19 protein-coding genes are annotated in these 23,057 nt (G+C 74.6%); 10 read left to right on the plus strand and 9 right to left on the minus strand.

The window, feature by feature from the left end:
* Nucleotides 1-55 precede the first annotated feature (55 nt).
* Nucleotides 56-1,282 carry a ThiF family adenylyltransferase gene (locus ACQP6G_RS12515; RefSeq protein WP_429764654.1) on the minus strand — a complete coding sequence of 409 codons (1,227 nt, stop codon included), beginning with the start codon at nucleotides 1,280-1,282 and terminating at the stop codon, nucleotides 56-58.
* Entirely contained in the window at nucleotides 1,279-1,704 is a 426-nt protein-coding gene (locus ACQP6G_RS12520; RefSeq protein ID WP_429764655.1) for a DUF3817 domain-containing protein, read from the minus strand. The genes ACQP6G_RS12515 and ACQP6G_RS12520 overlap by 4 nt, the downstream gene beginning before the upstream one ends.
* 75 nt (nucleotides 1,705-1,779) lie before the next feature.
* Here ACQP6G_RS12520 and ACQP6G_RS12525 point away from each other — a divergent pair, with 75 nt between their 5' ends.
* Both ACQP6G_RS12525 and ACQP6G_RS12530 read left to right on the plus strand, forming a co-directional pair.
* Entirely contained in the window at nucleotides 1,780-3,573 is a 1,794-nt protein-coding gene (locus tag ACQP6G_RS12525) for an ABC transporter ATP-binding protein (protein WP_429764656.1), read from the plus strand.
* Nucleotides 3,570-5,324: an ABC transporter ATP-binding protein gene (locus tag ACQP6G_RS12530; RefSeq protein WP_429764657.1), complete on the plus strand. Its 1,755-nt coding sequence runs from the start codon at nucleotides 3,570-3,572 to the stop codon at nucleotides 5,322-5,324. The genes ACQP6G_RS12525 and ACQP6G_RS12530 overlap by 4 nt, the downstream gene beginning before the upstream one ends.
* 51 nt (nucleotides 5,325-5,375) lie before the next feature.
* Here ACQP6G_RS12530 and ACQP6G_RS12535 read toward each other — a convergent pair whose 3' ends face one another.
* Nucleotides 5,376-5,987: a GyrI-like domain-containing protein gene (locus ACQP6G_RS12535; protein ID WP_429764658.1), complete on the minus strand. Its 612-nt coding sequence runs from the start codon at nucleotides 5,985-5,987 to the stop codon at nucleotides 5,376-5,378.
* 39 nt (nucleotides 5,988-6,026) lie between these two features.
* On the minus strand, nucleotides 6,027-6,926 hold the full coding sequence (locus ACQP6G_RS12540; RefSeq protein ID WP_429764659.1) for an SURF1 family protein: 900 nt from the start codon (nucleotides 6,924-6,926) through the stop codon (nucleotides 6,027-6,029).
* A 170-nt stretch (nucleotides 6,927-7,096) separates the two neighbouring features.
* Here ACQP6G_RS12540 and ACQP6G_RS12545 point away from each other — a divergent pair, with 170 nt between their 5' ends.
* From ACQP6G_RS12545 to ACQP6G_RS12555, 3 genes are read left to right on the plus strand one after another with little or no spacing between them, the layout of a single operon-like run.
* Nucleotides 7,097-9,601 (plus strand): phosphoketolase family protein, encoded by a 2,505-nt coding sequence (locus ACQP6G_RS12545; protein ID WP_429764660.1) that lies wholly within the window; start codon nucleotides 7,097-7,099, stop codon nucleotides 9,599-9,601.
* A gap of 31 nt (nucleotides 9,602-9,632) precedes the next feature.
* Nucleotides 9,633-11,762: a phosphate acetyltransferase gene (gene pta / locus ACQP6G_RS12550; protein WP_429764661.1), complete on the plus strand. Its 2,130-nt coding sequence runs from the start codon at nucleotides 9,633-9,635 to the stop codon at nucleotides 11,760-11,762.
* Nucleotides 11,759-13,033: an acetate/propionate family kinase gene (locus tag ACQP6G_RS12555; RefSeq protein ID WP_429764662.1), complete on the plus strand. Its 1,275-nt coding sequence runs from the start codon at nucleotides 11,759-11,761 to the stop codon at nucleotides 13,031-13,033. Before pta ends, ACQP6G_RS12555 begins: the two co-directional genes overlap by 4 nt.
* Nucleotides 13,034-13,052: 19 nt before the next feature.
* Here ACQP6G_RS12555 and ACQP6G_RS12560 read toward each other — a convergent pair whose 3' ends face one another.
* Together ACQP6G_RS12560 and ACQP6G_RS12565 are read right to left on the minus strand one after the other, a co-directional pair.
* Complete coding sequence (locus ACQP6G_RS12560; protein ID WP_429765187.1) at nucleotides 13,053-14,459, minus strand: GntP family permease; 1,407 nt, start codon at nucleotides 14,457-14,459, stop codon at nucleotides 13,053-13,055.
* Between the two features lie 79 nt (nucleotides 14,460-14,538).
* Nucleotides 14,539-15,093, minus strand: coding sequence for a gluconokinase (locus ACQP6G_RS12565; RefSeq protein WP_429764663.1), 555 nt, complete (start codon nucleotides 15,091-15,093; stop codon nucleotides 14,539-14,541).
* Between the two features lie 168 nt (nucleotides 15,094-15,261).
* On the opposite strand from ACQP6G_RS12565, the gene ACQP6G_RS12570 reads away from it, so the two are divergent.
* Genes ACQP6G_RS12570 through ACQP6G_RS12590 form a run of 5 tightly spaced genes read left to right on the plus strand, consistent with a single transcriptional unit; the run spans nucleotide 15,262 to nucleotide 19,732 of the window.
* A complete protein-coding gene (locus ACQP6G_RS12570) occupies nucleotides 15,262-15,996 on the plus strand; it encodes a FadR/GntR family transcriptional regulator (RefSeq protein WP_429764664.1) in 735 nt (244 codons plus the stop codon).
* An 11-nt stretch (nucleotides 15,997-16,007) separates the two neighbouring features.
* Nucleotides 16,008-17,330, plus strand: coding sequence for a carboxylesterase family protein (locus tag ACQP6G_RS12575; RefSeq protein WP_429764665.1), 1,323 nt, complete (start codon nucleotides 16,008-16,010; stop codon nucleotides 17,328-17,330).
* On the plus strand, nucleotides 17,327-18,277 hold the full coding sequence (locus ACQP6G_RS12580; protein ID WP_429764666.1) for a DUF4031 domain-containing protein: 951 nt from the start codon (nucleotides 17,327-17,329) through the stop codon (nucleotides 18,275-18,277). Before ACQP6G_RS12575 ends, ACQP6G_RS12580 begins: the two co-directional genes overlap by 4 nt.
* 16 nt (nucleotides 18,278-18,293) lie before the next feature.
* Entirely contained in the window at nucleotides 18,294-18,938 is a 645-nt protein-coding gene (locus ACQP6G_RS12585; RefSeq protein WP_429764667.1) for a SanA/YdcF family protein, read from the plus strand.
* Nucleotides 18,939-18,979: 41 nt separating this feature from the next.
* On the plus strand, nucleotides 18,980-19,732 hold the full coding sequence (locus ACQP6G_RS12590; RefSeq protein ID WP_429764668.1) for an enoyl-CoA hydratase: 753 nt from the start codon (nucleotides 18,980-18,982) through the stop codon (nucleotides 19,730-19,732).
* Nucleotides 19,733-19,739: 7 nt separating this feature from the next.
* Here the strand turns inward: ACQP6G_RS12590 and ACQP6G_RS12595 are convergent, their stop codons facing one another.
* The 3 genes from ACQP6G_RS12595 to ACQP6G_RS12605 all read right to left on the minus strand — a co-directional run bounded on the left by ACQP6G_RS12595 (nucleotide 19,740) and on the right by ACQP6G_RS12605 (nucleotide 23,028).
* Entirely contained in the window at nucleotides 19,740-21,362 is a 1,623-nt protein-coding gene (locus tag ACQP6G_RS12595; RefSeq protein ID WP_429764669.1) for a succinic semialdehyde dehydrogenase, read from the minus strand.
* A 101-nt stretch (nucleotides 21,363-21,463) separates the two neighbouring features.
* On the minus strand, nucleotides 21,464-21,907 hold the full coding sequence (locus ACQP6G_RS12600) for a GNAT family acetyltransferase (protein WP_429764670.1): 444 nt from the start codon (nucleotides 21,905-21,907) through the stop codon (nucleotides 21,464-21,466).
* The gene (locus tag ACQP6G_RS12605) at nucleotides 21,904-23,028 is read right to left on the minus strand and encodes a GuaB3 family IMP dehydrogenase-related protein (RefSeq protein WP_429764671.1); all 1,125 of its coding nucleotides are present in this window, start codon (nucleotides 23,026-23,028) and stop codon (nucleotides 21,904-21,906) included. Before ACQP6G_RS12605 ends, ACQP6G_RS12600 begins: the two co-directional genes overlap by 4 nt.
* Between the last annotated feature and the right edge of the window lie 29 nt (nucleotides 23,029-23,057).

Raw genomic sequence — 23,057 nt, forward strand, 5'->3', positions numbered from 1 at the left:
ACGGACCGTAGCCGGCTACGGTCCGTGCCCTCTCTATCTCGGCGAGGAGCCTTCTCTATCTCGGCGAAGCGAGGAGCAGGGCGGGGGCGCCGCCCTCGACGGAGCGGGCGTCGACGCCGGCGGCGCGCGCGACGTCGGCGACGCGGGCCGAGCGGGCGCCGGCGGCGCACACGAGCAGCACGGGCCGGTCGGCGGGCAGCTCCGCGCGCGCGACGTCCGCGCCGTCCGGGCCGAAGAACGCGCCGCTCGGCACGAGCCGCGCCCCCGCGACCGGGAGCGCCTGGGCCTCCCAGTCCTCGCGGACGTCGACGATCGCCACGGGGGCGTCGCCGGCGAGCAGCGCTGCGGCGTCGGCGGCGCTCATGCTGGCGGGGCCGAGCCCGCTGCTCACGGTGCCGGTACCGGCGTCGGCCGACCCGCCCGCCGGGGCGGGCAGCCCGCAGAACGCGGCGTACGCGGCGTCGTCGGCGAGCAGCCCGGCGACGGGCTCGCGCGTGGGGTCGGGGCGGACGGCGAGCTGGCGCCACGAGAGCTCGAGCGCGTCGTAGACGGCGATGCGGCCCAGCAGCGTGGTACCCGCGCCCGTGATCAGCTTGACCGCCTCGGTCGCCATGACCGAGCCGACGGTGCCGCACAGGGCGCCGAGCACGCCGCCGGTGGCGCAGTCGGGCACGGTGCCCGGCGGCGGGGGCACGGGGAAGACGTCGCGGTAGGTGACGCCGCGCTCGCGGGCGCCGTCGTCCAGCACCGGCGCGCCCCAGAAGACGGCGACCTGGCCGTCGAACTGGTGGATGGCGCCCCAGACGACCGGGACGCCGAGGATCTCGGCCGCGTCGGAGACGAGGTAGCGGGTCGGGAAGTTGTCCGCCCCGTCGAGCACGAGGTCGTACCCGCCCACGATCTCCAGCACGTTCTCGGGGGTGAGGCGCGCGGGGTGGGCCACGACCTCGACGTCGGGCGCGAGGTCGGCGAGCCGGTCGCGCGCCGACTCCACCTTGGGCCGGCCGAGGTCGGCCGTGCCGTGCACCACCTGGCGCTGCAGGTTGGAGAGGTCCACGACGTCGTCGTCCACGACGCCGAGCGTGCCCACCCCGGCGGCCGCGAGGTACTGCAGGGCCGGGCTGCCGAGGCCCCCCGCCCCCACGACGAGCACGCGCGCGGCGGCGAGCCGACGCTGCCCCTCCGGCCCGACGCCGGGCAGCGGCAGGTGCCGGGCGTACCGGGCGAGGCGCGCGGCGTCGAGCTCCGGGCCGGGCGCGACGAGCGGGGCGAGCGACGTCATGCCGCGTACCGCTCCGCGAGCGCCGCGAGCTTGGCGTCGGCGTCGGCGTGCACGCGCTTCTCGAGGATGAACGACATCACCGGCACGACGCCGGCGAACACCATCGTGGCGAGCCGGCCGAAGCCCCAGCGCATCTTCGACCACAGGTCGAGCACCGTGACGAGGTAGACCACGTAGATCCAGCCGTGCGCGAACGGCACCCAGCCCATGTAGTCGATGACGACCTCGACGGGCACCACGTACTTGAAGAACATCTCGACGCACAGGATCAGCAGCATCACACCGGTGAGGATCGCCATGAACCGGTAGCGCTTGAGGGCGCCGCGCGCCTTGCGGATGGCGGCCTCGGCCTGGGCCTGGCTGGCGCCGCCGGCGGGAGTCGACGAGGGCTGCGGGGCGGGGGTCTGCTGCGGCGTGCTCACCCCAGCATCGTAGGCGCGAAACGATGCGGTTATTCCGTGGCCCGGTGTCGGCGGGCGTTCGTAGGCTGGATCCTCGTGCGACCTCTTCCCTTGCCCGACGTGGGCAACCCTCCCCTGACGTCCCCCGCCCGGCTGCTGGCCTGGCAGGGGTGGCGTCAGCGCGATGTGCTCGCGAAGTCGCTGGTGGCGGGCGTGGTGGCGATGCTGGCGTCGGCCGCGGCCCCGCTGCTCATCGGTCGCGCCATCGACGAGGGGCTGTCGCAGGGCTTCGGCGGCCCCCTGTTCGCGTGGTGCGGAGCGATGCTCGGCGCCGCCGCCGTGATCGTCGTGGCCGGCATCTTCAACCACATCTGGGACGTCGAGAACTGGGTGCGGGCGTCGCTGTCGTTCTCCCAGCTCGTGGGCTACAAGGCCTCGCGCGCGGGGCACGCGATCACGCGCAAGCTGCCCACCGGCGAGGTCGTCTCCGCCGTCGCGAACGACGCCCTGCGCGTGGGCGACATGTTCTCCATGGCCGGCCGGTTCACCGGCGGCGTGATCGCGTACGTCGTGGTCGTCGTGATCATGCTGTCGCAGCACGTGCAGCTCGGCCTGGTGCTGGCGCTCGGCATCCCGGCGGTGGCGGCCGTCCTCGGCCTGCTGATCAAGCCGCTGCAGTCGCGCCAGACGACGCAGCGCGAGGCCACGGGCCGCCTGACGTCGCTCGGCGCGGACACCGTCTCGGGCCTGCGCATCCTGCGCGGCATCGGCGGCGAGGACGAGTTCGCCGCCCGCTACGCCCGCCAGTCGCAGGAGGTGCGGCACCAGGGCGTGCGCGTCGCCGTGCTGCAGTCGGTGCTCGACGGCCTGCAGGTGCTGCTGCCCGGGCTCCTCGCCGCGCTCGTGCTGTGGCTCGGCGCCCGCGCCGCCGTCCGCGGCGAGATCACCAGCGGCCAGCTCGTGACGTTCTACGGCTACGCCGCGTTCCTCGCCTGGCCGGTGCAGATGGCCACGCAGATGCTGCAGATGGTCATCCGTGCCGTCATCTCCTCGCGCAAGATCCTCGACGTGCTGCGGGTCACCGAGGCGACGCCGTCGACCGCGACGCCCACGGACGCGCCGCCCGCCGGCGCCGAGCTCGCCGACGAGACGAGCGGCCTGGTGCTGCGCGAGGGCCGCGTCCTGGGCCTCGTCAGCGCGGACCCGGACGCCTCGGCGCGCGTCGCGACGCGGCTCGGGCGGCTCGACGACGAGGCCGAGGCCGGCACGCCGGTCCGGCTCGGCGGCGTGCCGCTGGCCGACCTCGACAAGGAGGCGCTGCGCCACCGCGTCGTGGTCTCCGAGGCGACGCCGCACCTGTTCTCGGGCGTGCTCGGCGAGGCGCTCGACGCGCGCGGCCGCGCCACCGAGGCCGACCTGCTGGCCGCGATGGTCACCGCGGACGCGCACGACGTCCTCGACAGCGTGCCCGGCGGCCTCGCCGGCGAGCTGCCCGAGAAGGGCCGCTCCCTGTCGGGCGGCCAGCGGCAGCGCGTGGCGCTCGCGCGGGCCCTGCTCACCGAGCCGGAGATCCTCGTCCTCGTGGAGCCCACCAGCGCGGTGGACGCCCACACCGAGGCGCGGATCGCGGAGCGGGTCGCTCAGGTCCGTCGCGGCCGCACCACGCTCGTCGTCACGGCGAGCCCGCTCGTGCTCGACCACCTCGACGAGGTCGTGCTGCTCGACGACGACGCCACGGTCGCGGCGTCCGGCACGCACGCCGAGCTGCTGGCCCGCCGCGACGCCCACGGCGCCGCGTACCGCGCCGTCGTCGGCCGGAGCATGGCGGAGGACGCCGACGACGAGTCCGACGAGCTGACCGACACCGACCTGGAAGGAGCGGCACGATGAGCAGCACCACCAACCCCAACCTGCTGCCGATCGCCGACCGCGCCGAGGTCAACCGCACGGTGGGCCGCCTGTTCCGGCGCCACCGCGGCCAGCTCGGCGGCGTCGCCGTGCTGCACACCCTTGCCGCGCTGGCCGGCCTGGCGGGCCCGTTCCTGCTGGGGCGGATCATCGACCTCGTCGCCGACGGCACCACGCTGTCCGCCGTCGACTCGCTCGCGATGGTGCTCGTCGGCGCCGTCGTCGCGCAGGCCGTCATCACGCGGTACGCGCAGCGCCTGTCGATGGTCTTCGGCGAGCGGGTCTTCGCCGACCTGCGCGAGGAGTTCATGGACGCCGTGACCCGGCTGCCGCTGTCGACGGTGGAGAAGGCCGGCACCGGCGACCTCGTCGCGCGCACCACCAACGACGTGAACAAGCTGCAGCACGCCGTGCGGTTCGGCGTGCCGCGGGTGCTCGTGTGCGTCGTGACGATCCTGCTCACGCTGGTCGCGTCGTTCCTCGCGAGCCCGCTCGTGGCGGTCGGGCTGCTCACCGGCGTCCCGCTGATCGTCGTGGCCACGCGCTGGTACCTCAGGCGCGCGACGCCGGGTTACCTGCGCGAGTCGGCGGCCTACGCCGCGATCAACGGCTCCATCACCGAGTCCGTCGAGGGCGCCCGCACCACCGACGCCCTGCACCTCGGCGCCCGCATCCGCCGGCGCATCGACCGCGACCTGCGCGAGGCGTTCGACGCCGAGTCGTACACCCTGGGCCTGCGCCTGCGGCTCATCCCGGCCCTGGACGCGGCGGTCGCGATCGCGCCGATCGTCGTCATCCTCTGGGGCGGCTGGCTCGTGTCTCAGGACCTCACCACCGTGGGCACCGTCGCGACCATCGCGATGTACGGCCACCAGATGGGCGGCCCGGTGTTCGACCTGGTGTTCTGGCTCGACGAGCTGCAGGTCGCGGCCGTCGCGCTGGCGCGCGTCGTCGGCGTCGGGCTGGTCGGCCCGGACCGGACCGCCGGTACCGCCGTGCCGTCGTCGGAGGACGTCCGCGCCCGGTCGGTGCGGTACGCGTACCGCGAGGGCCACGACGTGCTGCACGGCATCGACCTGGACCTCGCCCCCGGCGAGCGGCTGGCCGTCGTCGGACCTTCCGGCGCGGGCAAGTCCACGCTGGGCCGCATGCTCGCGGGCATCCACCCGCCCACCGGCGGCTCGGTCACCGTGGGCGACGTGCCGCTCGTCGAGCTGCCGCTGGAGGACCTGCGCCACCACGTCGCGCTGGTCACCCAGGAGCACCACGTGTTCGTCGGGTCGCTGGCGGAGAACCTGCGCCTGGCCGACACGTCGGCCACCGACGACGCCCTGTGGGGCGCGCTCGGGGCGGTCGACGCCGCGTCGTGGGCGGCCGCGCTGCCCGACGGCCTGGAGACGGCGGTCGGGTCGGGCGGTCACACGCTCACGCCCGCGCAGGCGCAGCAGGTCGCGCTCGCGCGGCTCGTGCTGCTCGACCCGCACACGCTCGTCCTCGACGAGGCGACGTCGCTGCTCGACCCGCGGGCCGCCCGCCACCTGGAGCGTTCGCTCAACGCCGTGCTCACCGGCCGCACGGTGGTCGCCATCGCGCACCGCCTGCACACCGCGCACGACGCCGACCGCGTCGCCGTCGTCGACGGCGGCCGCATCACCGAGATCGGCCCGCACGACGAGCTCGTCGCCGCCGGCGGCGACTACGCCAGGCTCTGGCACAGCTGGCAGCACGAGTGAGCGCGAGGTAGTCCACCCCGCGCCGAGGTAGTACCGAAATCGGGTTCGGTACTACCTCGGCGCGACGGGCTGGCGGATCAGGGTGCGCAGCTTCTCCGGCGCGGTGCGGCGCAGGTCGGACAGGTAGATCTCGTGGTGCCGCCCGCGCAGCGCCCGCCCCTCGGAGTCGATGAACGCGTGCAGCCGTCCGATCGTCGCGGGCTCGGTGGCGAACGGCCCGCGGTGCAGCACCTGCGCGGCGTCGCCCTCGGCGTAGCTCTCCAGGCGGACGCGGTCGCCGGCCGGGGGCCGCTTCGCGGCGACGGCGCGCGCCAGCACGTCGGCGGCGTCGACCTGCTCGACGGCGTCCGGCAGGCTGATCATCAGCGTCCAGCGCCACTCGTCCTTGGCGGCCACGCTGAACGTGCTCATGTCGTCCGCCCACCACAGCCCCTCGAGCGGCATGACCGTGTAGGCGTCGCCCGTGGCGGCCTTGACCGCCGCCCGCAGCGCGTACGCGAGCGGGTACAGCGTCTCGACCGCCGCGCGGTACGCCGGCGCGGTGTTCGGGTCGCCCTCGCCGTCGACCATGAGGAACGGGCGGGGCGGCACCGTCACCATCGCGGGCGTCGTCGTCGCACGGTAGCGGTACCGCGGCTCGCACTTGAGGTCGATGCTCGCCATGCCGACAGCCAAGCAGCCGCCCCCGACATCACGAGGGGGTCAGCCGGGCAGCCCCGCGATGCCGGTGCCGACGGGGTCGTCGGAGTCGTCGTGCGTGCGGCCGCGCTTCGTCCCCGCCGCCTCGTCGCGCACGAGCCGGATCCAGAGCACCACCGCGAAGAGCCCGAAGACCCACCACTGCAGGGCGTAGAACAGGTTCTGCAGGTTGACGCCGTCGCTGCCCTCGAGCACGGGGCGCGGCAGCAAGGCGGGCCCGCCCTCGGCGGCGGTCGCCTGCGCGGGGTCGGACGTCGTGAGCACGACGTACCCGGAGTAGATCGGCCCGCCCCACGTGTTGACCAGCGCGCCGGTGGAGATGGAGTCGGTGAGCGGGGGGCCGTCCGGGTTGTCGGGGAGCGGCTCGGTGCCCTCCTGCACGGACTCCGACGCCTGCAGCCAGCCGGTGACGCGTACCTCGCCGTCGGGGACGTCGAGCGACGCGGCGTCCGGGGTGGGAGAGTCCACCCACCCGCGCACGACCGGCAGGACCGGCGGCCCGGACAGGTCCGCCCACGACGCACCGCCAGTGCCGTCGTCGGTGACGCGCAGCGGCGTGAGCACCAGGTACCCGGTGCGGCCGTCCAGCGCGCGCCCGGCGACGAGCATCTGCCCCTCGGGCTCGTACTCCCCCGTCACCCACGCCTCGGTGCCGACCAGCTCGCCGGGGAACGACGTCTGCGGCGGGAGCAGGTCGCCCAGCGCCTCGGGCCCGTGCGACGCCTGCTCCGCCGCCTCCTGCTGGGCGGCGAGCTCGGCGCGCTGGTAGGCGCGGTCGAGCTGCCACACGCCGAGCCGACCGCACACGGCGGCGGCGAGCAGGAAGAGGAGCAGGATCCCGATCATGCGGGGCTGGACGGCCACCGCCCAGAACGACCTGCGGGCGGGCTGGGGGCTGGGCACGGCACCACCGTAATCGGCCCGGGCCCCACCCCAGGAATCCGTGCGCCGCGGGCACCTGACACGGCGCCAGATCGACGTCACGCCCTCTGACCTCGCCGGTCGTGCTGCATTCGCGCACCGGGTGCGGTGGAATGAAGGCGCCGGCCTTCCCCGAGCCTCTGGAGCGTGTGATGAGCACCACGACCACCCCGACCGTCAGCCCCACCCCGTGGCGCGCCGGCGCCGGCACCGAGCTCTCGGCCGAGACGATCGACCGGATCGACCGGTGGTGGCGGGCGGCGAACTACCTGTCGGTCGGTCAGATCTACCTGCTCGGCAACCCGCTGCTGCGCGAGCCGCTGACCCGCGACCACGTCAAGCCGCGCCTGCTGGGCCACTGGGGCACGACGCCGGGCCTGAACTTCCTGTACGCGCACCTCAACCGGGTGATCAAGGAGCGCGAGCAGTCCACGGTCTACGTCGCCGGCCCCGGCCACGGCGGCCCCGGCCTCGTCGCGAGCACGTATCTGGACGGCACGTACTCCGAGCTCTACTCGGACATCACCGAGGACACCGACGGCGTGCGCCGCCTGTTCCGCCAGTTCTCGTTCCCTGGCGGCATCCCGAGCCACGTCGCCCCCGAGACGCCCGGGTCCATCCACGAGGGCGGCGAGCTGGGATACGCCCTCTCGCACGCGTACGGCGCGGTGTTCGACAACCCGGACCTGCTGGTGGCGGCGGTCGTGGGCGACGGCGAAGCCGAGACCGGCCCGCTCGCCACGAGCTGGCACTCGAACAAGCTGCTCAACCCCGCGCAGGACGGCGTCGTGCTGCCGATCCTGCACCTCAACGGGTACAAGATCGCGAACCCCACGATCCTCGACCGCATCGGCCGCGACGAGCTCGAGTCGCTCATGGTCGGGTACGGGCACAAGCCGCACTGGTTCGAGGTGGCCGACGGCTCCGACGAGTCGCACGAGTCGATCCACCGCCGCTTCGCCGCGGTGCTGGACGAGGTGCTCGACGAGATCGCCGCGATCAAGGCGCAGGCCGCCGTCGAGGGGGTGGACATGGCGCGCCCGGCCTGGCCCATGATCGTGTTCCGCACGCCGAAGGGCTGGACGGGCCCGGAGTACATCGACGGCAAGAAGACGGTGGGCTCGTGGCGCGCGCACCAGGTGCCGCTCGCGAGCGCGCGGGACACGCCCGAGCACCTCCAGGTGCTGGAGACGTGGCTCAAGTCGTACCGGGCCGAGGAGCTCTTCGACGACGACGGCCGCATCCTCGACGACATCCGCGAGCTGGCCCCGCCCGGCGAGCTGCGCATGAGCGCCAACCCGCACGCGAACGGCGGCGTGCTGCTGCGCGACCTGCGCCTGCCCGACTTCCGCGACTTCGCCGTCGACGTCCCCGCGCCGGGTGCCGGTGCGGTGGAGGCGCCGCGAGTGCTGGGCCAGTTCCTCACCGAGGTGATCCGCCGCAACCCGGACAACTTCCGGATCTTCGGCCCGGACGAGACGGCGTCCAACCGCCTGCAGGCCACGTTCGACGTCACCGGCAAGCAGTGGAACGCCGAGTACTTCTCGCCGGAGGTCGACGAGCACCTCGTCCGCGCCGGCCGGGTGATGGAGCAGCTGAGCGAGCACCAGTGCCAGGGCTGGCTGGAGGGCTACCTGCTCACCGGGCGGCACGGCCTGTTCACCAGCTACGAGGCCTTCATCCACATCGTCGACTCGATGTTCAACCAGCACGCCAAGTGGCTCAAGGTCACCAACCACATCCCGTGGCGGAGGCCGATCGCGAGCCTCAACTACCTGCTCTCCAGCCACGTGTGGCGCCAGGACCACAACGGCTTCAGCCACCAGGACCCTGGCTTCATCGACCACGTCGTGAACAAGAAGGCCGAGATCGTCCGCGTGTACCTGCCGCCGGACGCGAACACCCTGCTGTCCACCTACGACCACTGCCTGCGCTCGCGCCAGTACGTGAACGTCGTCGTGGCGGGCAAGCAGCCGGCGCCGCAGTTCCTCACGATGGAGCAGGCGGTCGCGCACTCCACGCGCGGCCTGGGCATCTGGGAGTGGGCCGGCACCGAGGTGGAGGGCGAGGACCCGGACGTCGTGCTCGGCGCCGCGGGCGACGTGCCCACGCTCGAGGTGCTCGCGGCGGCCGACATCCTGCGCCACCGCATCCCGGACCTCAAGGTCCGGGTCGTGAACGTCGTCGACCTCATGCGGCTGCAGGACGAGAAGGAGCACCCGCACGGCCTGTCCGACAAGGACTTCGACACGCTGTTCACGGCCGACAAGCCGGTGATCTTCAACTACCACGGCTACCCGTGGCTCATCCACCGCCTCACGTACCGCCGCACCAACCACGCCAACATCCACGTGCGCGGGTACAAGGAGGAGGGCACCACGACGACGCCCTTCGACATGGCGATGCTCAACGACATCGACCGGTTCCACCTCGTGGTCGACGTCATCGACCGGGTGCCGGCCCTGCGCTCGCGGTACGCGGGCCTGCGGCAGGAGATGGTCGACGCCCGGCTCGCGGCCCGGCAGTACACCCGCGAGCACGGCGAGGACATCCCCGACGTGCGCGACTGGGTGTGGCCGGACGTCGGTGAGACGGGCACCGAGAACGGCGGGCCCCAGTACGACGCCGCGGCGGCGACGGGCGGCGACAACGAGTGACAGGGGACGCACGATCGACAGGGGACGCCGCGTGACGAGCACGACCCGCTCTCTCTACATCGCCTCCCCCGAGGGCGAGACCGGCAAGTCGACGGTCGCGCTGGGCGTGCTGGACCTGCTGGTCCGGCAGGTCTCGCGCGTCGGGGTGTTCCGGGCCGTCTCCCGCGTGCCGTCGCCGCCGGCGTCGGACGCGGGGGGCGACGCCGCGCGCGACCACGTCCTGGAGATGCTGCTCGCGCACGACGGCGTCGACCTGACCTACGAGGACGCGGTCGGCGTCACCTACGACGACGTTCACGCGGACCCGGAGGCCGCGCTCGCCCGCATCCTCGACCGCTACCACGCGGTCGCGGAGCGGTGCGACGCCGTCGTCGTGGTCGGCACGGACTACACCGACGTCGCGGGCGCCACCGAGCTGGCGTTCAACGCGCGCGTGGCGGCCAACCTGGGCGCCCCGGTGCTGCTGGTGGCGTCGGGCCGGGAGCGCTCGCCCGAGGACGTGCGCGCCCTGGTGCGCCTCAGCCTGTCGGAGCTGCGCGCCAACCACGCGCAGCCGGTGGGCGTCGTCGTGAACCGGTGCCCCCCGCGGGTGCTCGCCGCGGGCGCCGCGGCGCTGGTGGGCGACGGCGACCTGCCCGTGTGGACGATCCCCGAGGAGCCGTTCCTGCACGCGCCGACGGTCGGCCGCCTGGCCGAGGCCGTGGAGGGCACGCTCATGCTCGGCGACGCCGACCTGCTGGGCCGCGAGGCGCTCGAGGTCATCGTCGGGGCGATGTCGTTCGAGCACGTGCTCGACCACCTGTCCGACGGCGCCGTCGTCATCCTGCCGGGCGACCGCTCCGACGTGCTGCTCGGGCTGCTCTCGGCGCAGTCCGCGGCCACGTTCCCGTCCCTGTCGGGCATCGTGCTCACCGGCGGCTACGTGCCGCGCGGGGTGATCGCGCAGCTGCTGTCGGCGCTCGGCCCGCGCGTGCCCGTGGTGGCCACCGCGCTCGACACGTTCCAGGCCGCCCGCCGCGCGGCCGAGACGCACGGCTACGTCACCGTCGCCTCGACACGGAAGATCGACGTCGCGCGCGCCCTGTTCGAGCAGCACGTGGACGGCGCCGCGCTGCTGGCCCGCCTGGACCTGCCGCGCACGCGCGTCGTGACGCCGCTGATGTTCGAGTACGAGCTCATCGAGCGCGCGCGCGGCGACCGGCGCCGCGTCGTGCTGCCCGAGGGCGACGACGACCGCATCCTGCGCGCCGCGTCGACCGTGCTGGCCCGCGGCATCGCGGACCTGGTGATCCTGGGCGACGAGACGTCGATCCGGGCGCGCGCCGCCGAGCTGGGCCTCGACATCGCCACCGCCACCGTGCTCTCCCCCACCGACCCCGAGCACGTCGAGATGTTCAGCGCGGAGTACGCGAGGCTCCGGGCGCACAAGGGCATGACGGTGGAGCGGGCCAAGGAGATCGTCACCGACGTGTCGTACTTCGGCACGATGATGGTGCACCTCGGGCTCGCGGACGGGATGGTCTCGGGCGCCGCGCACACCACGGCGCACACCATCCGGCCCTCGTTCGAGATCGTCAAGACGCAGCCGGGCGTCTCCGTGGTGTCGTCGGTGTTCCTCATGTGCCTGCAGGACCGGGTGCTCGTGTACGGCGACTGCGCGGTGATCCCCGACCCGACGGCGGAGCAGCTCGCGGACATCGCCATCTCGTCGTCGGCGACGGCGGCGCAGTTCGGCGTCGACCCGAAGGTCGCGATGCTGTCGTACTCGACGGGCACGTCCGGCTCGGGCGCGGACGTCGACAAGGTGCGCACCGCGACCGGGCTGGTCCGCGAGCGCCGGCCCGACCTGTCCGTGGAGGGGCCGATCCAGTACGACGCCGCCGTGGACGCGTCGGTCGCGAAGTCGAAGCTGCCGGAGTCGTCGGTCGCAGGGCAGGCGACGGTGTTCGTCTTCCCCGACCTCAACACGGGCAACAACACGTACAAGGCCGTGCAGCGCTCGGCCGGGGCCGTCGCCGTCGGCCCCGTGCTGCAGGGGCTGAACAAGCCGGTCAACGACCTGTCGCGCGGCGCGCTGGTCGCGGACATCGTCAACACCGTCGCCATCACGGCGATCCAGGCCCAGTCGTTCGGGGCACAGGCACAGGAGGCCACCGCATGAGCATCGTCCCCGAGGCCGAGCGCCCCACCCCGTACAGCGCGTACGGGGCGCACGGGTCCGTGCTGGTGCTGAACTCGGGCTCGTCGTCGCTCAAGTACCAGCTGGTCAACCCTGTCGGCGGGGAGGCGATCGCGGCGGGCACGATCGAGCGGATCGGCGAGGCGTCCGGCATCGTCACGCACACGTTCGCAGGCAACAGGACCCGCCGCGAGCTCGAGGTGCCGGACCACGGCGAGGCGCTGCGGATCGCGCTGGGCCTGTTCGACGAGATCGGCCCGCGCCTGGCGGACGCCGGCATCTACGCCGTCGGGCACCGGGTGGTGCACGGCGGCGCGGAGTTCTCGGGGCCGGTCGTGGTGGACGACGACGTCGTGGCGCGCATCGACGCCCTCGTCCCGCTCGCGCCCCTGCACAACCCGGCCAACGTGCAGGGCATCCGGGTGGCGCGCGAGCTGCTGTCCGACGTCCCGCACGTCGCCGTCTTCGACACGGCCTTCTTCTCCGCGCTGCCCGCCGAGGCGTACACCTACGCCATCGACCGGGAGGTGGCCAAGGAGTACGACGTGCGCCGGTACGGCTTCCACGGCACCAGCCACCAGTACGTGGCGGGCAAGGTGGCGCGGGTGCTGGGCCGCCGGGTGCAGGACCTGCACACGATCGTGCTGCACCTGGGCAACGGCGCGTCCGCGTCGGCGGTGGCGGGCGGCGTCCCGATCGACACCTCCATGGGCCTGACGCCGTTGGAGGGCCTCGTGATGGGCACCCGGTCGGGCGACATCGATCCGGCCGTCGTCTTCCATCTGGCCCGCAACGCCGAGCTGGGCATCGACGAGCTCGACACGCTGCTCAACAAGCGCTCGGGGATGCTCGGCCTCTCGGGCGTGAACGACTTCCGCGAGCTGCGGCGCCTCATCGACGACGGCGACGAGGCGGCCGCGCTCGCGTTCGACGTCTACGTCCACCGCCTGAAGAAGTACGTGGGCGCCTACGCCGCGCTGCTGGGCCGGGTGGACGTCATCGCGTTCACCGCGGGCGTCGGCGAGAACGACGCCGCCGTGCGCGCCGCCGTCTGCGACGGCCTCGAGGGCATGGGCATCGCCGTCGACCCGGAGCGCAACGCCGCGTCGCGGCGCGACGAGCGCATCATCTCCCCCGACTGGACGTCCACTCTGGTGATGGTGATCCCCACGATGGAGGAGCTCGCCATCGCCCGGCAGTGCGTCGAGGCGGTGGAGCACCTGCGCCCGTCGTCGTCGGTCACGGCGGGCTGAGCGGCGCGGGCGCCGGCCCTCAGGCCAGCGCGAACGCCACGCAGGCGATCCCGAAGCCCATCACGCCGATCGCCGTCTCCATGACGGTCCAGGTGCGCAGCGTGGTCTTCACGTCCATGTCGAAGAACCGGCCCACGAGCCAGAACCCCGAGTCGTTGACGTGGCTGAGCACGACGGACCCGGCCGCCACGGCGACGACGATCGCGGCCGTCGCGAGCTGGCTGAACCCGCCGGCGGCCACGGCCGGGGCGATGAGCCCGGCCGCCGTCGTGAGCGCCACGGTGGCGGAGCCCTGCGCCACCCGCAGGACCGCGGCGATGACGAAGCCGGCGACGATGACGGGGAGGCCCAGGTCGGCGAGGACGTCGGCGAGGGCGTCGCCGATGCCCGACGCGCGCAGCACGCCGCCGAACATGCCGCCGGCGCCCGTGATGAGGATGACGGAGCAGACGGGCCCCAGCGCCGAGTCGAGCGTCTGCTCGAGCACGGTGCTCTCGACGCCGCGGCGACGGCCGAGCGCCCAGGCCGCCACGAGGACGGCGACCAGCAGCGCGACGGGTGTCGAGCCGACGACGCCCGCCCAGGTCACGACCGGGCTCTCGGCGGCGACCCAGCCCGCGGAGACCGCGGTCTCCAGCCCGGTGTTGGCGAAGATCAGGACGAGCGGGAGCAGCAGGATGCCGACGACCGTGCCGAAGCGCGGCGGGTTCGCGATCTGCGCGGCGTCGGCGCGGCCGAGGATCGCCGGCACCGGCAGCTCGATCCGGCGGCCCGCGAACCTGCCGAAGAGGTAGGCGGTCACGTACCAGGTGGGGATCGCGATGATCAGCCCGAGGAGCAGGACCATGCCGACGTTCGCCCCGAGGAACTCGGACGCGGCGACGGGGCCGGGGTGCGGCGGCACGTAGATGTGCATGACCGAGAACGCGCCGGCCACGGGCAGGCCGTACAGCAGCAGCGACCCGCCGAGGCGGTGGGCCACCGCGAACACGATCGGCAGCATCACGACGAGGCCGGCGTCGAAGAAGATCGGGAAGCCGAAGATCAGCGACGCGACGCCGAGGGCCAGCGGGGCGCGCTTCTCGCCGAACCGCGCGATGAGCACGTCGGTCATCACCTTCGCGCCGCCGCTGGTCTCGATCAGGCGGCCCAGCATCGCGCCGAGCCCGACGAGCAGCGCCACGGACGCGAGGGTCGAGCCGAAGCCGTCCAGCAGGACGTCCAGGACGCCGCCGGCGGGCAGCCCGGCGGCCACCGCGGTGAGCAGGCTGACGAGCACGAGCGCGAGGAACGCGTGCAGGCGCACCTTGATGATGAGCAGGAGCAGGAGCGCGACGGCTCCGGCGGCGATGGCGAGCAGCGGCCCGGCCGTGAGCGTCTGGGTCCAGTCGTCGGTGGGTGCGGCGGCCGGCAGGGCGAAAGGCATGGCGAAGGGCATGGCAGAGGGCAGGGAGAAGGGCATGGCGAAGTCCTCGTCGACGGTCGTACGGGGTGGGTCCGGCCGGTCAGGCCCGGTCGGCGAGCCAGGCGAGCACGGAGTCGACGATCTCCTCCGGCGTGGCCGCGACGTCGATCCTGATGCCGTCCTCGTCGTCGTCGAGCGGCTCGAGGGTGGCGAGCTGGGACGGCAGGAGCGCCGGCGGCATGAAGTGCCCGCTGCGGTGCGCCATCCGGTCGGCGAGGAGCTCGGGGGTGCCGTCGAGGTGGACGAACCGCACCCGGCCGTGCGCGCCGCGCAGGACGTCGCGGTAGGAGCGCTTGAGCGCCGAGCAGGTCACGACGGCGGACCGGCCGCTGTCGGTCTCCCCGGTCAGCCAGTCGCGGATGGCGGCGAGCCAGGGGGCCCGGTCGGCGTCGGTGAGGGGCGTGCCGGCCGACATCTTGTCGATGTTCGCCTGGGGGTGGAACTCGTCGGCCTCGGCGACGTCGACGCCGAGGCGCTCGGCGAGCATCCCGGCGATCGTGGTCTTGCCCGAGCCGGCGACGCCCATGACGACGAGGTGCCCGGCGACCGGAGACCGCGGCGCGCTCGCGGCGCGCCCGTCACCGGTGGCGTTCATGACGACAGTGTCCATCTCGACTTCCCTGTTCGGTCGGCGACCCGCCGGGGCGGGCCCCGCGGCGACTGCTGCGTCGCCGCGTCGTCCGAGGATGTCTCATTGGTACTACCTTTGACAAGACTGATCACACCAATGGCTCGCCCGACCCCACGTCGATAGGCTCCGCCCATGTCGTCACCGTCCCTGCACGCCGGAGTGCTCGACGCGCTCGGCCGCGCGATCACCAGCGGAGACGTCCCCGCGGGCACCCCCCTCACGCTCGACGGGATCGGCGCAGAGCACGGCGTCTCGCGGACCGTGGCGCGCGAGGTGATGCGGATGCTCGAGGGCCTCGGGATGGTGCGCTCGCGGCGCCGGGTCGGCCTCGTGGTCCTCGGCATGGAGGACTGGAACGTGCTCGACCCGCGCGTCATCCGGTGGCGGCTGCAGGGCCCCGGCCGCGACGCGCAGCTGCGCAGCCTCACCGAGCTGCGGCACGCGGTCGAGCCCCTCGCCGCCGCCGGTGCCGCCCGTCACGCCACCCCCCAGGTGCGCGGCGAGCTCGTGGACCTCGCCCGCCGGATGCGCACCCTCGGCGAGGCGGGCGACCTCACCGAGTTCCTCGCCCTCGACGTCCGCATGCACGAGCTGCTGCTGCGCTCCAGCGGCAACGAGATGTTCGGCCCGCTGGCCGACGTCGTCGCCGAGGTCCTCGCCGGGCGGACCCACCTCGGCCTCATGCCGCCCTCCCCCGCGCCCGAGGCCCTCGACCAGCACGAGGCGGTCGCCCGGGCGGTGGCCGAGCACGACCCCGACGCCGCCGAGGCCGCGATGGCCCGGATCGTCCGCGAGGTGCGGCGCGCGCTCGACGACCTGCCCGACCTCATGCCCGACGACGAGGACGGCGCCTCGCGCCAGGGTTAGTCTCGACCGCGATGCTGCGCTTCACGCCTCCCTGCGGACCGGTCGACGGCTGGGCGGACGACGACGTCGTCCGCGCCACCGGCATCCCGTACGCCCACGCGGACCGGTTCGCCCGGCCCGTGCCGGTGCCCGACCGCAGTGAGGCGTTCGCGGCGACGGGGTGGTCCCCCGCCTGCCCGCAGGCGCCGGTCCCGTTCCTCGACGAGGTGCTGGGCTCGCCGGGCGCCGGCGTCCCCGGCGACGAGCACTGCCAGCGCCTGTCCGTGACGATGCCCGCCGACGTGCGCCCCGACGACCGCCTCCCCGTCATGGTGTGGATCCACGGCGGCTCGTACACCTCCGGCGCGGGCGACCTGCCGATCATGGACCCGCGGCCGCTCGTCGCGGAGCAGCGAGTGGTCGTCGTGACCGTCACCTATCGGCTCGGCCTGCTGGGCTACCTCGGCGACGGCCCCGAGCGGCCCGCGAACCTCGGGCTGCTCGACCAGCTCGAGGCGCTGCGCTGGGTGCACCGCAACATCGCCGCGTTCAGCGGCGACCCCGCGCGGGTCACGCTGTTCGGCCAGTCCGCGGGGGGCGACGCCGTCGCGCACCTGCTGGCCGTGCCCGCCGCGGCGGCCCTGGTCTCGCGCGCGATCGTGCAGAGCGCGCCGCTCGGCATCTCCCGGGGGCGGGACCGGATGAACGCCGCCATGGCGCGCGCCGCCGCCGGGATCTCCGCCCGGACGCCCGTCACGGACGTCGTGGCCGCGGAGGCGCGGGTCGCGCGGGCGGCGACGGGCGCCGGGCTGCGCGCCGCGATGCCGTTCGGCACCCAGTACGGCCACGACCCGCTGCCGCCCGAGGGCGAGATCGACGCCGCCTGGGACGCCGTCGCGCCGCAGGTCGCGCTGCTCGTCGGAAGCACCGCCGAGGAGGCGCGGCTGTTCGTCCCCCGGATCCCCGCGATCCGGCGGCTCGCCGCGCTGCCCGTCGTCGGGCCCTGGATGCGACGCGCGCTGGTCGCCGCCGTCACCGCGGCCGTCTACGGGCGCCCCGCCCGGCGGCTCGCCGCCCGGCACGCGGCCGCCGGCGGCACCGCCTACCGGTACGTCGTGACGTGGGCCGCGCCAGGCAACCCGTGGGGCGCCGCGCACACCGTCGACCTGCCGCTGCTGTTCGGCGACGAGAAGGCGTGGGCGCCGGCGGCGCTCACGGACGGTACGTCGTGGGACGACCTGCAGCGCTCCGCGCGGCGCGTGCGCGCCGTGTGGGGCGCGTTCGCGCGGGGCGAGGACCTCGGCGACCGGCTCGAGGTGCCGGGTGCCCTCAGGGTGCGGCGGGTGCGCCGATGACGCTCCTGCTCGACCCGCCCGCCTGGCCGGCGCACGGCACCCTCTGGTCGCACCTGGTCTCGGACACGTCGCTGCACGAGCTGCGGTCGTTCGCCCGCGCCCAGGGCGTGGGCGACCGGGCCTTCGACCTCGACCACTACGACGTCCCCGCCGACCGGCACGACGCGCTGGTGGCCGCCGGGGCCGTGCCGGTGACCGGCGGCGAGCTGTCGCGGCGCCTCGCCGGCTCCGCCCTGCGGGTGCCCGGCCGCGAACGGCGGCGCGCCTCCCACGACGCGCTGCTCGCCCGGTGGACGACGCTGTGGGAGCCGGACGACGGCGCGCGGTCCGCGCTCGCCGCGGCGGACGACGCCGGGCGCGACCTCGTGGGCCGCTGGCGCGAGCCGCACCGCGTCTACCACTCGCGCCTGCACCTGGCCGACTCCCTCGACGCCCTGGACCTCCTCGTCGCCGACGGCGCGCCCGGCTCGCGCTGGCACGCGGCGGCGGCGCTGTGGTTCCACGACGCGGTGCACGACGGCGAGGCGGGCCGCGACGAGGAGCGCTCGGCCGCGCTGGTGGGCGCGCTGCTCGGGCCGCTGGCAGGCGAGGTGCGCCGGGCGGGGACGGGCGAGCCGCTGACGCACCACGACGTGGACGAGGTCGCCCGGCTCGTGCTCGTGACGACCGCTCACGACCCCGGCGCGGCGGACGCCTCGGGCGCGCTGGTCAGCGACGCGGACCTCGCCGTCCTCGGCGCCGAGCCCGGTCGGTACGCGCGCTACGCGGCCCAGGTCCGCGCCGAGTACGGGCACGTGCCCGACGACGCGTTCCGGGCCGGCCGGGCCGCCGTCCTGGACCAGCTCGCCGGGCTGCCGCGGCTGTACCGCTCGCCCGCGGCCGCGGCCCGCTGGGCCGACACGGCGGGACGCAACCTGCGCGCCGAGCGCGCCGCCCTGGTCCCCTGACGCTAGGTTGCGGGGCGTGACCCCGACGCCGGCCGCCGCACCGACCCCCGTCCGCTCCCGGCGCCGTCGTGCGTTGCGGGTCTCCTCCGCGACCGCGGGGGCGCTCGCCCTGGCCGTCGTGATGCCGGTCGCGTGGGTGCAGCTGACCGGGCAGGCCCGGGTCCGGCCGTCCGTCGAGTCCGTCGAGCCGGTCGACGCGATCCTCGTGCTCGGGGCGGGCATCCGGCCCGACGGGACACCGTCGCCCTACCTGCGCCGCCGCCTCGACGCGGCGGCCGAGCTCTACCACGCCGGCGTCGCCGACCGGGTGGTGCTCAGCGGCGACGGGCAGCCGCGCCCGGACGGCACCCCCTACGACGAGCCCGCCTCCATGCGCGAGTGGATCCTCGGCCGCGGCGTGCCGGACGAGGCGCTGACGCTGGACCGCGACGGCCTCGACACCACGGCGTCCTGCCGCCGCACCGCCGAGCTGGGAGCCCGCACGGCCGTCGTCGTCACGCAGGACTACCACCTGCGCCGCGCGCTGTTCAGCTGCTCCCGCGCGGGCCTGGACGCGCAGGGCGTGGGTGTCTCGGCGGCGAGCGCGACGCCCCGGAAGTGGGTGTGGTGGCACGTGCGCGAGATCCCGGCGTCGTGGCGGGCGGCGGTCCGGGAGCTCTGACGGGGCACCGGGCAGGCGGAGGGGGCCGCTATCGTCTCGGCATGACCGACGACGTCCTCACCAGCGCCGCCGAGGGCGTCGCCACCGTGACCCTCGACCGGCCCGCGAAGAAGAACGCGCTCACCACCGCGATGTACGCCGCGCTGGCCGACGCCCTCGACGCGGCGGAGGCCGACGCGGACGTCCGGGCGGTCGTGCTGCAGGGCGACGAGACCGTGTTCTGCGCGGGCAACGACATCCGCGACTTCCTGGACCGCCCGCAGGCCGGCACCGACGACCCGGCGTTCCGATTCCTGCGCACGATCGCGCGGTTCCCGAAGCCGGTCGTCGCGGGGGTGTGCGGCCCGGCCGTCGGCGTGGGCGCGACCACGCTGCTGCACTGCGACCTCGTGTACGCCGGCGAGGGCGCGACGCTCCACTTCCCGTTCGTCGACCTGGGCCTGGTCCCCGAGGCCGGGTCCAGCCTGCTGCTGCCGCAGGTCGTCGGGCACCAGCGTGCCGCGGCCGCCCTCCTGCTCGGGGAGCCGTTCAGCGCCGCCGCGGCGGCCGACGCCGGCCTGGTCAACCGGGTGCTGCCGGACGCCGAGGTGCTCGGCCACGCCCGCGCGCAGGCCGCCCGGCTGGCCGCGAAGCCGGTCACCGCGCTCGTCGAGACCAAGCGCCTCCTGCGCTCCGGCACCCAGGCCGCTCTCCTCGACCGGATCGAGGACGAGGGGGCGGTCTTCACCCGGCTGCTGGGCGAGCCCGCCGCGCAGGCCGCCCTGGGCTCCTTCCTGTCCCGCCCAGGGCGCTGAGGCGGGCCTACGGCAGGCGCAGCCGCCGCATCGCGCCGAGCGCGACGGACAGCACGCGGCTCGGCGTCTCCCCACCGAGCGTGTACAGCGTGTCGAGGGACAGGCCGAACCGGGCGCCGCGCTGGACGGCGACGGTCTGCACCTCGGTGACGGCCTCGATGCCCTCGCGCCCGTGCCGGCGGCCCTGCCCGGAGGCCTTGAACCCGCCCATCGGCGCGGCCGCGGAACCCCAGGCCGAGGCGTACCCGTCGTTGATCACGACCGTGCCGGACTGCACGCGCGCCGCGAGGCGCCGGGCGCGGGCGACGTCGGTGGACCAGATGCTCGCGTTGAGGCCGAACTCGGTGTCGTTCATGACGCGCACCGCCTCGTCGTCCGACGCCACGCGGGTCACGGCGACGACCGGGCCGAACGTCTCCTCGCGGGCGCACAGGGCGTCCTCGGGGACGTCGTCCAGCACCGTCGGGGCGTAGAAGTACGGGCCGACGTCGGAGCGGTGCACCCCGCCGACGAGCGCGCGGGCGCCCTTGGCGAGCGCGTCGTCGACGTGGCGCGTGACGCGCTCGAGCTGCGCGGCGGAGACCAGCGAGCCCACGTCCGCGGTGTAGTCGAGCCCGGTGCCCAGCGTGAGGTCGCGCACCGCGACGGCGAACCGCTCGAGGAACGCGTCCGCGATCCGCTCGTGCAGCACCAGGCGCTCGATCGACATGCACAGCTGGCCGGCGTTCGCGAAGCAGGCCCGCACGACGCCCGGCACCGCCGAGTCGAGGTCGGCGTCGGCCGCGACGTACAGCGGGTTCTTGCCGCCCAGCTCGAGCGTCGTGCCGATGAGCCGCTCGCCCGCCCGCGCCGCGACCTTGCGGCCCGTCGCCGTCGAGCCGGTGAACGCGATGTGGTCCACGTGGTCCACGAGCGCCGCGCCGACGTCCCCGCCGCCGGCGACGACGAGGAACAGGTCGTCGGGCAGCCCCGCCTCCTGCAGGAGCTCCGCCACCCACAGGGACGACAGGGTGGTCTGCGGGTCCGGCTTGAGCACCACCGCGTTCCCCGCGAGCAGCGCCGGGATCGCCTCCGACAGGACCAGGGACAGCGGGTAGTTCCACGGCGCGATCGCGCCGACCACGCCGACCGGACGGCGGTGCACGCGCACGCCCGTGAGCACGGGCAGCATGCCCGGCACGCGGCGCTCGCCCAGGTACCCGGGGCCGCGCACGGCGTAGTGCCGGCACGCCATCGCGACGTCGGCGACCTCCTCGAACGCGCTGCGCCGGGCCTTGCCCGACTCCATCTGGATCAGGTCGAGGATCTCCGACTGCCGCTCCAGCACCAGCGCGCCGAGGCGGTCCAGCACGGCCGTGCGCTCCCGCAGCGACGTGCGCGCCCACCCGGGCTGCGCGGCGCGGGCGCGGCCCGCGGCCGACGCGACGTCGTCGGGCGACGACAGCGGGAACGCCGCCAGCGGGGCACCCGTGAAGGGAAGGACCGAACGGTGCGTCCCGACCATGTGGGACGTGACGATGCGCCGCGTCAGCGGCTCCACGACGTCGGGCTCCAGGACATAGGTGGCGGCGGGCAGCTCGGGGTCGAGAAGTTCCCCGAGAGCGCCTTCGCCCTCGTGCGCGGTGGACATGGCCGACACCCTAGCCGGGTCCGGCGACACCGCGGCAACCGTCGTGCCCGGACGGCCGGGCGTTCGCTCTCAGCGCGACCGGGAACCCTCCCCGAGGGGCGTCACAGGTCACGGCCCAGCACGACGCACTCGGAGTCGGTGTACCCCAGACCGTCGTAGAACCCGAGCACCCGCTCGTTCCCGTGCCGCACCATGAGGCGCACCTTGTGCACGCCCGCGCGGCGGAGCCAGCCCTCGGCGGCGACCACCGTCGCGCGGCCGAGGCCGCTCCCCTGCCGCTGCGGGTCGACGGCCACGTAGTACAGCCAGCCGCGGTGCCCGTCGTACCCGGCCAGCGCGGAGGACACGACGCGGTCGCCGGCCACCCCGACCACGACCGTCGACGTCGGGGTGCGCCGCGCGTCGGCGACGTCGCGGCGCGGGTCGTTCCACGGCCGGGTCAGCCCGCAGGCCTCCCACAGCGCGACGACCTGCTCGACGTCGTCGTCCGTGACCTCCCGGAACGCGACGTCGAGCGCGTCGCGGGTCGTGGAGCCGGCGGTCACCGGGGCTGGTACGGCGAGACGACGACCTCGACCCGCTGGAACTCCTTGAGGTCGGAGTACCCGGTCGTGGCCATGGCGCGGCGCAGCGCGCCGACGAGGTTGAGGGTGCCGTCGGCGGAGCCGCTCGGCCCGAACAGCACCTGCTCGAGCGTGCCGGCCGTCCCGACCTCGACGCGCTCGCCCCGGGGCAGCGCCGGGTGGTGGGCCTCGGGCCCCCAGTGCCAGCCCTTGCCCGGCGCCTCCTCGGCGCGGGCGAGCGCGGCGCCCAGCATGACGGCGTCGGCGCCGCAGGCGACGGCCTTGACGACGTCGCCGGAGCGGCCCACGCCGCCGTCGGCGATCACGTGCACGTACCGGCCGCCGGACTCGTCGAGGTAGTCGCGGCGGGCCGCGGCCACGTCGGAGACGGCCGTGGCCATCGGCGCGTGGATGCCGAGGCCCACGCGCGTGGTGTGCGCGGCGCCGCCGCCGAAGCCGACGAGCACGCCCGCCGCGCCGGTGCGCATGAGGTGCAGCGCGGCGGTGTAGGTGGACGCGCCGCCGACGACGACCGGGACGTCGAGCTCGTAGATGAACCGCTTGAGGTTGAGCGGCTCGGCGTTGCCGGAGACGTGCTCGGCCGAGACCGTGGTGCCGCGGATGACGAACAGGTCCACGCCCGCGTCGACCACGGTCTGGTAGTGCTCCTGCGTGCGCTGCGGGGACAGCGCGCCCGCGACGGTGACGCCCGCGGCGCGGACCTCCTTGAGGCGCTGCGTGATGAGCTCGGCCTTGATCGGCTCGGCGTAGATCTCCTGCATGCGCCGCGTCGCGCGGTCGGCGGGCAGGTCGCGGATCTCGGCCAGCAGCGTCTCGGGCGACTCGTACCGCGTCCACAGGCCCTCGAGGTCGAGGACGCCGAGGCCGCCGTGGTTCCCCAGCGCCACCGCGGTGGCGGGGCTCATCACGGAGTCCATCGGCGCCGACATGATCGGCAGGTCGAAGTGGTAGGCGTCGATCTGCCACTCCACGGACACGTCCTTCGGGTCGCGCGTGCGCCGCGAGGGCACGATCGCGATGTCGTCGAAGGAGTATGCGCGGCGGCCGCGCTTTCCGCGCCCGATCTCGATCTCGTTGCTCACCCGGACAGCCTACCGGCGCGTGCTGTCGG

This window comes from Isoptericola nanjingensis, assembly GCF_050311635.1.
In the GTDB taxonomy this organism is placed as follows: domain Bacteria; phylum Actinomycetota; class Actinomycetes; order Actinomycetales; family Cellulomonadaceae; genus Isoptericola; species Isoptericola nanjingensis.

Excerpts from the sequence above, each read along its gene's own strand:
- ACQP6G_RS12515 (WP_429764654.1), bottom strand. The coding sequence starts at position 1,282 with ATGACGTCGCTCGCCCCGCTCGTCGCGCCCGGCCCGGAGCTCGACGCC.
- ACQP6G_RS12530 (WP_429764657.1), top strand. The coding sequence starts at position 3,570 with ATGAGCAGCACCACCAACCCCAACCTGCTGCCGATCGCCGACCGCGCC.
- ACQP6G_RS12535 (WP_429764658.1), bottom strand. The coding sequence starts at position 5,987 with ATGGCGAGCATCGACCTCAAGTGCGAGCCGCGGTACCGCTACCGTGCG.
- ACQP6G_RS12545 (WP_429764660.1), top strand. The coding sequence starts at position 7,097 with ATGAGCACCACGACCACCCCGACCGTCAGCCCCACCCCGTGGCGCGCC.
- ACQP6G_RS12555 (WP_429764662.1), top strand. The coding sequence starts at position 11,759 with ATGAGCATCGTCCCCGAGGCCGAGCGCCCCACCCCGTACAGCGCGTAC.
- ACQP6G_RS12560 (WP_429765187.1), bottom strand. The coding sequence starts at position 14,459 with ATGCCTTTCGCCCTGCCGGCCGCCGCACCCACCGACGACTGGACCCAG.
- ACQP6G_RS12565 (WP_429764663.1), bottom strand. The coding sequence starts at position 15,093 with ATGAACGCCACCGGTGACGGGCGCGCCGCGAGCGCGCCGCGGTCTCCG.
- ACQP6G_RS12570 (WP_429764664.1), top strand. The coding sequence starts at position 15,262 with ATGTCGTCACCGTCCCTGCACGCCGGAGTGCTCGACGCGCTCGGCCGC.
- ACQP6G_RS12575 (WP_429764665.1), top strand. The coding sequence starts at position 16,008 with ATGCTGCGCTTCACGCCTCCCTGCGGACCGGTCGACGGCTGGGCGGAC.
- ACQP6G_RS12580 (WP_429764666.1), top strand. The coding sequence starts at position 17,327 with ATGACGCTCCTGCTCGACCCGCCCGCCTGGCCGGCGCACGGCACCCTC.
- ACQP6G_RS12590 (WP_429764668.1), top strand. The coding sequence starts at position 18,980 with ATGACCGACGACGTCCTCACCAGCGCCGCCGAGGGCGTCGCCACCGTG.
- ACQP6G_RS12595 (WP_429764669.1), bottom strand. The coding sequence starts at position 21,362 with ATGTCCACCGCGCACGAGGGCGAAGGCGCTCTCGGGGAACTTCTCGAC.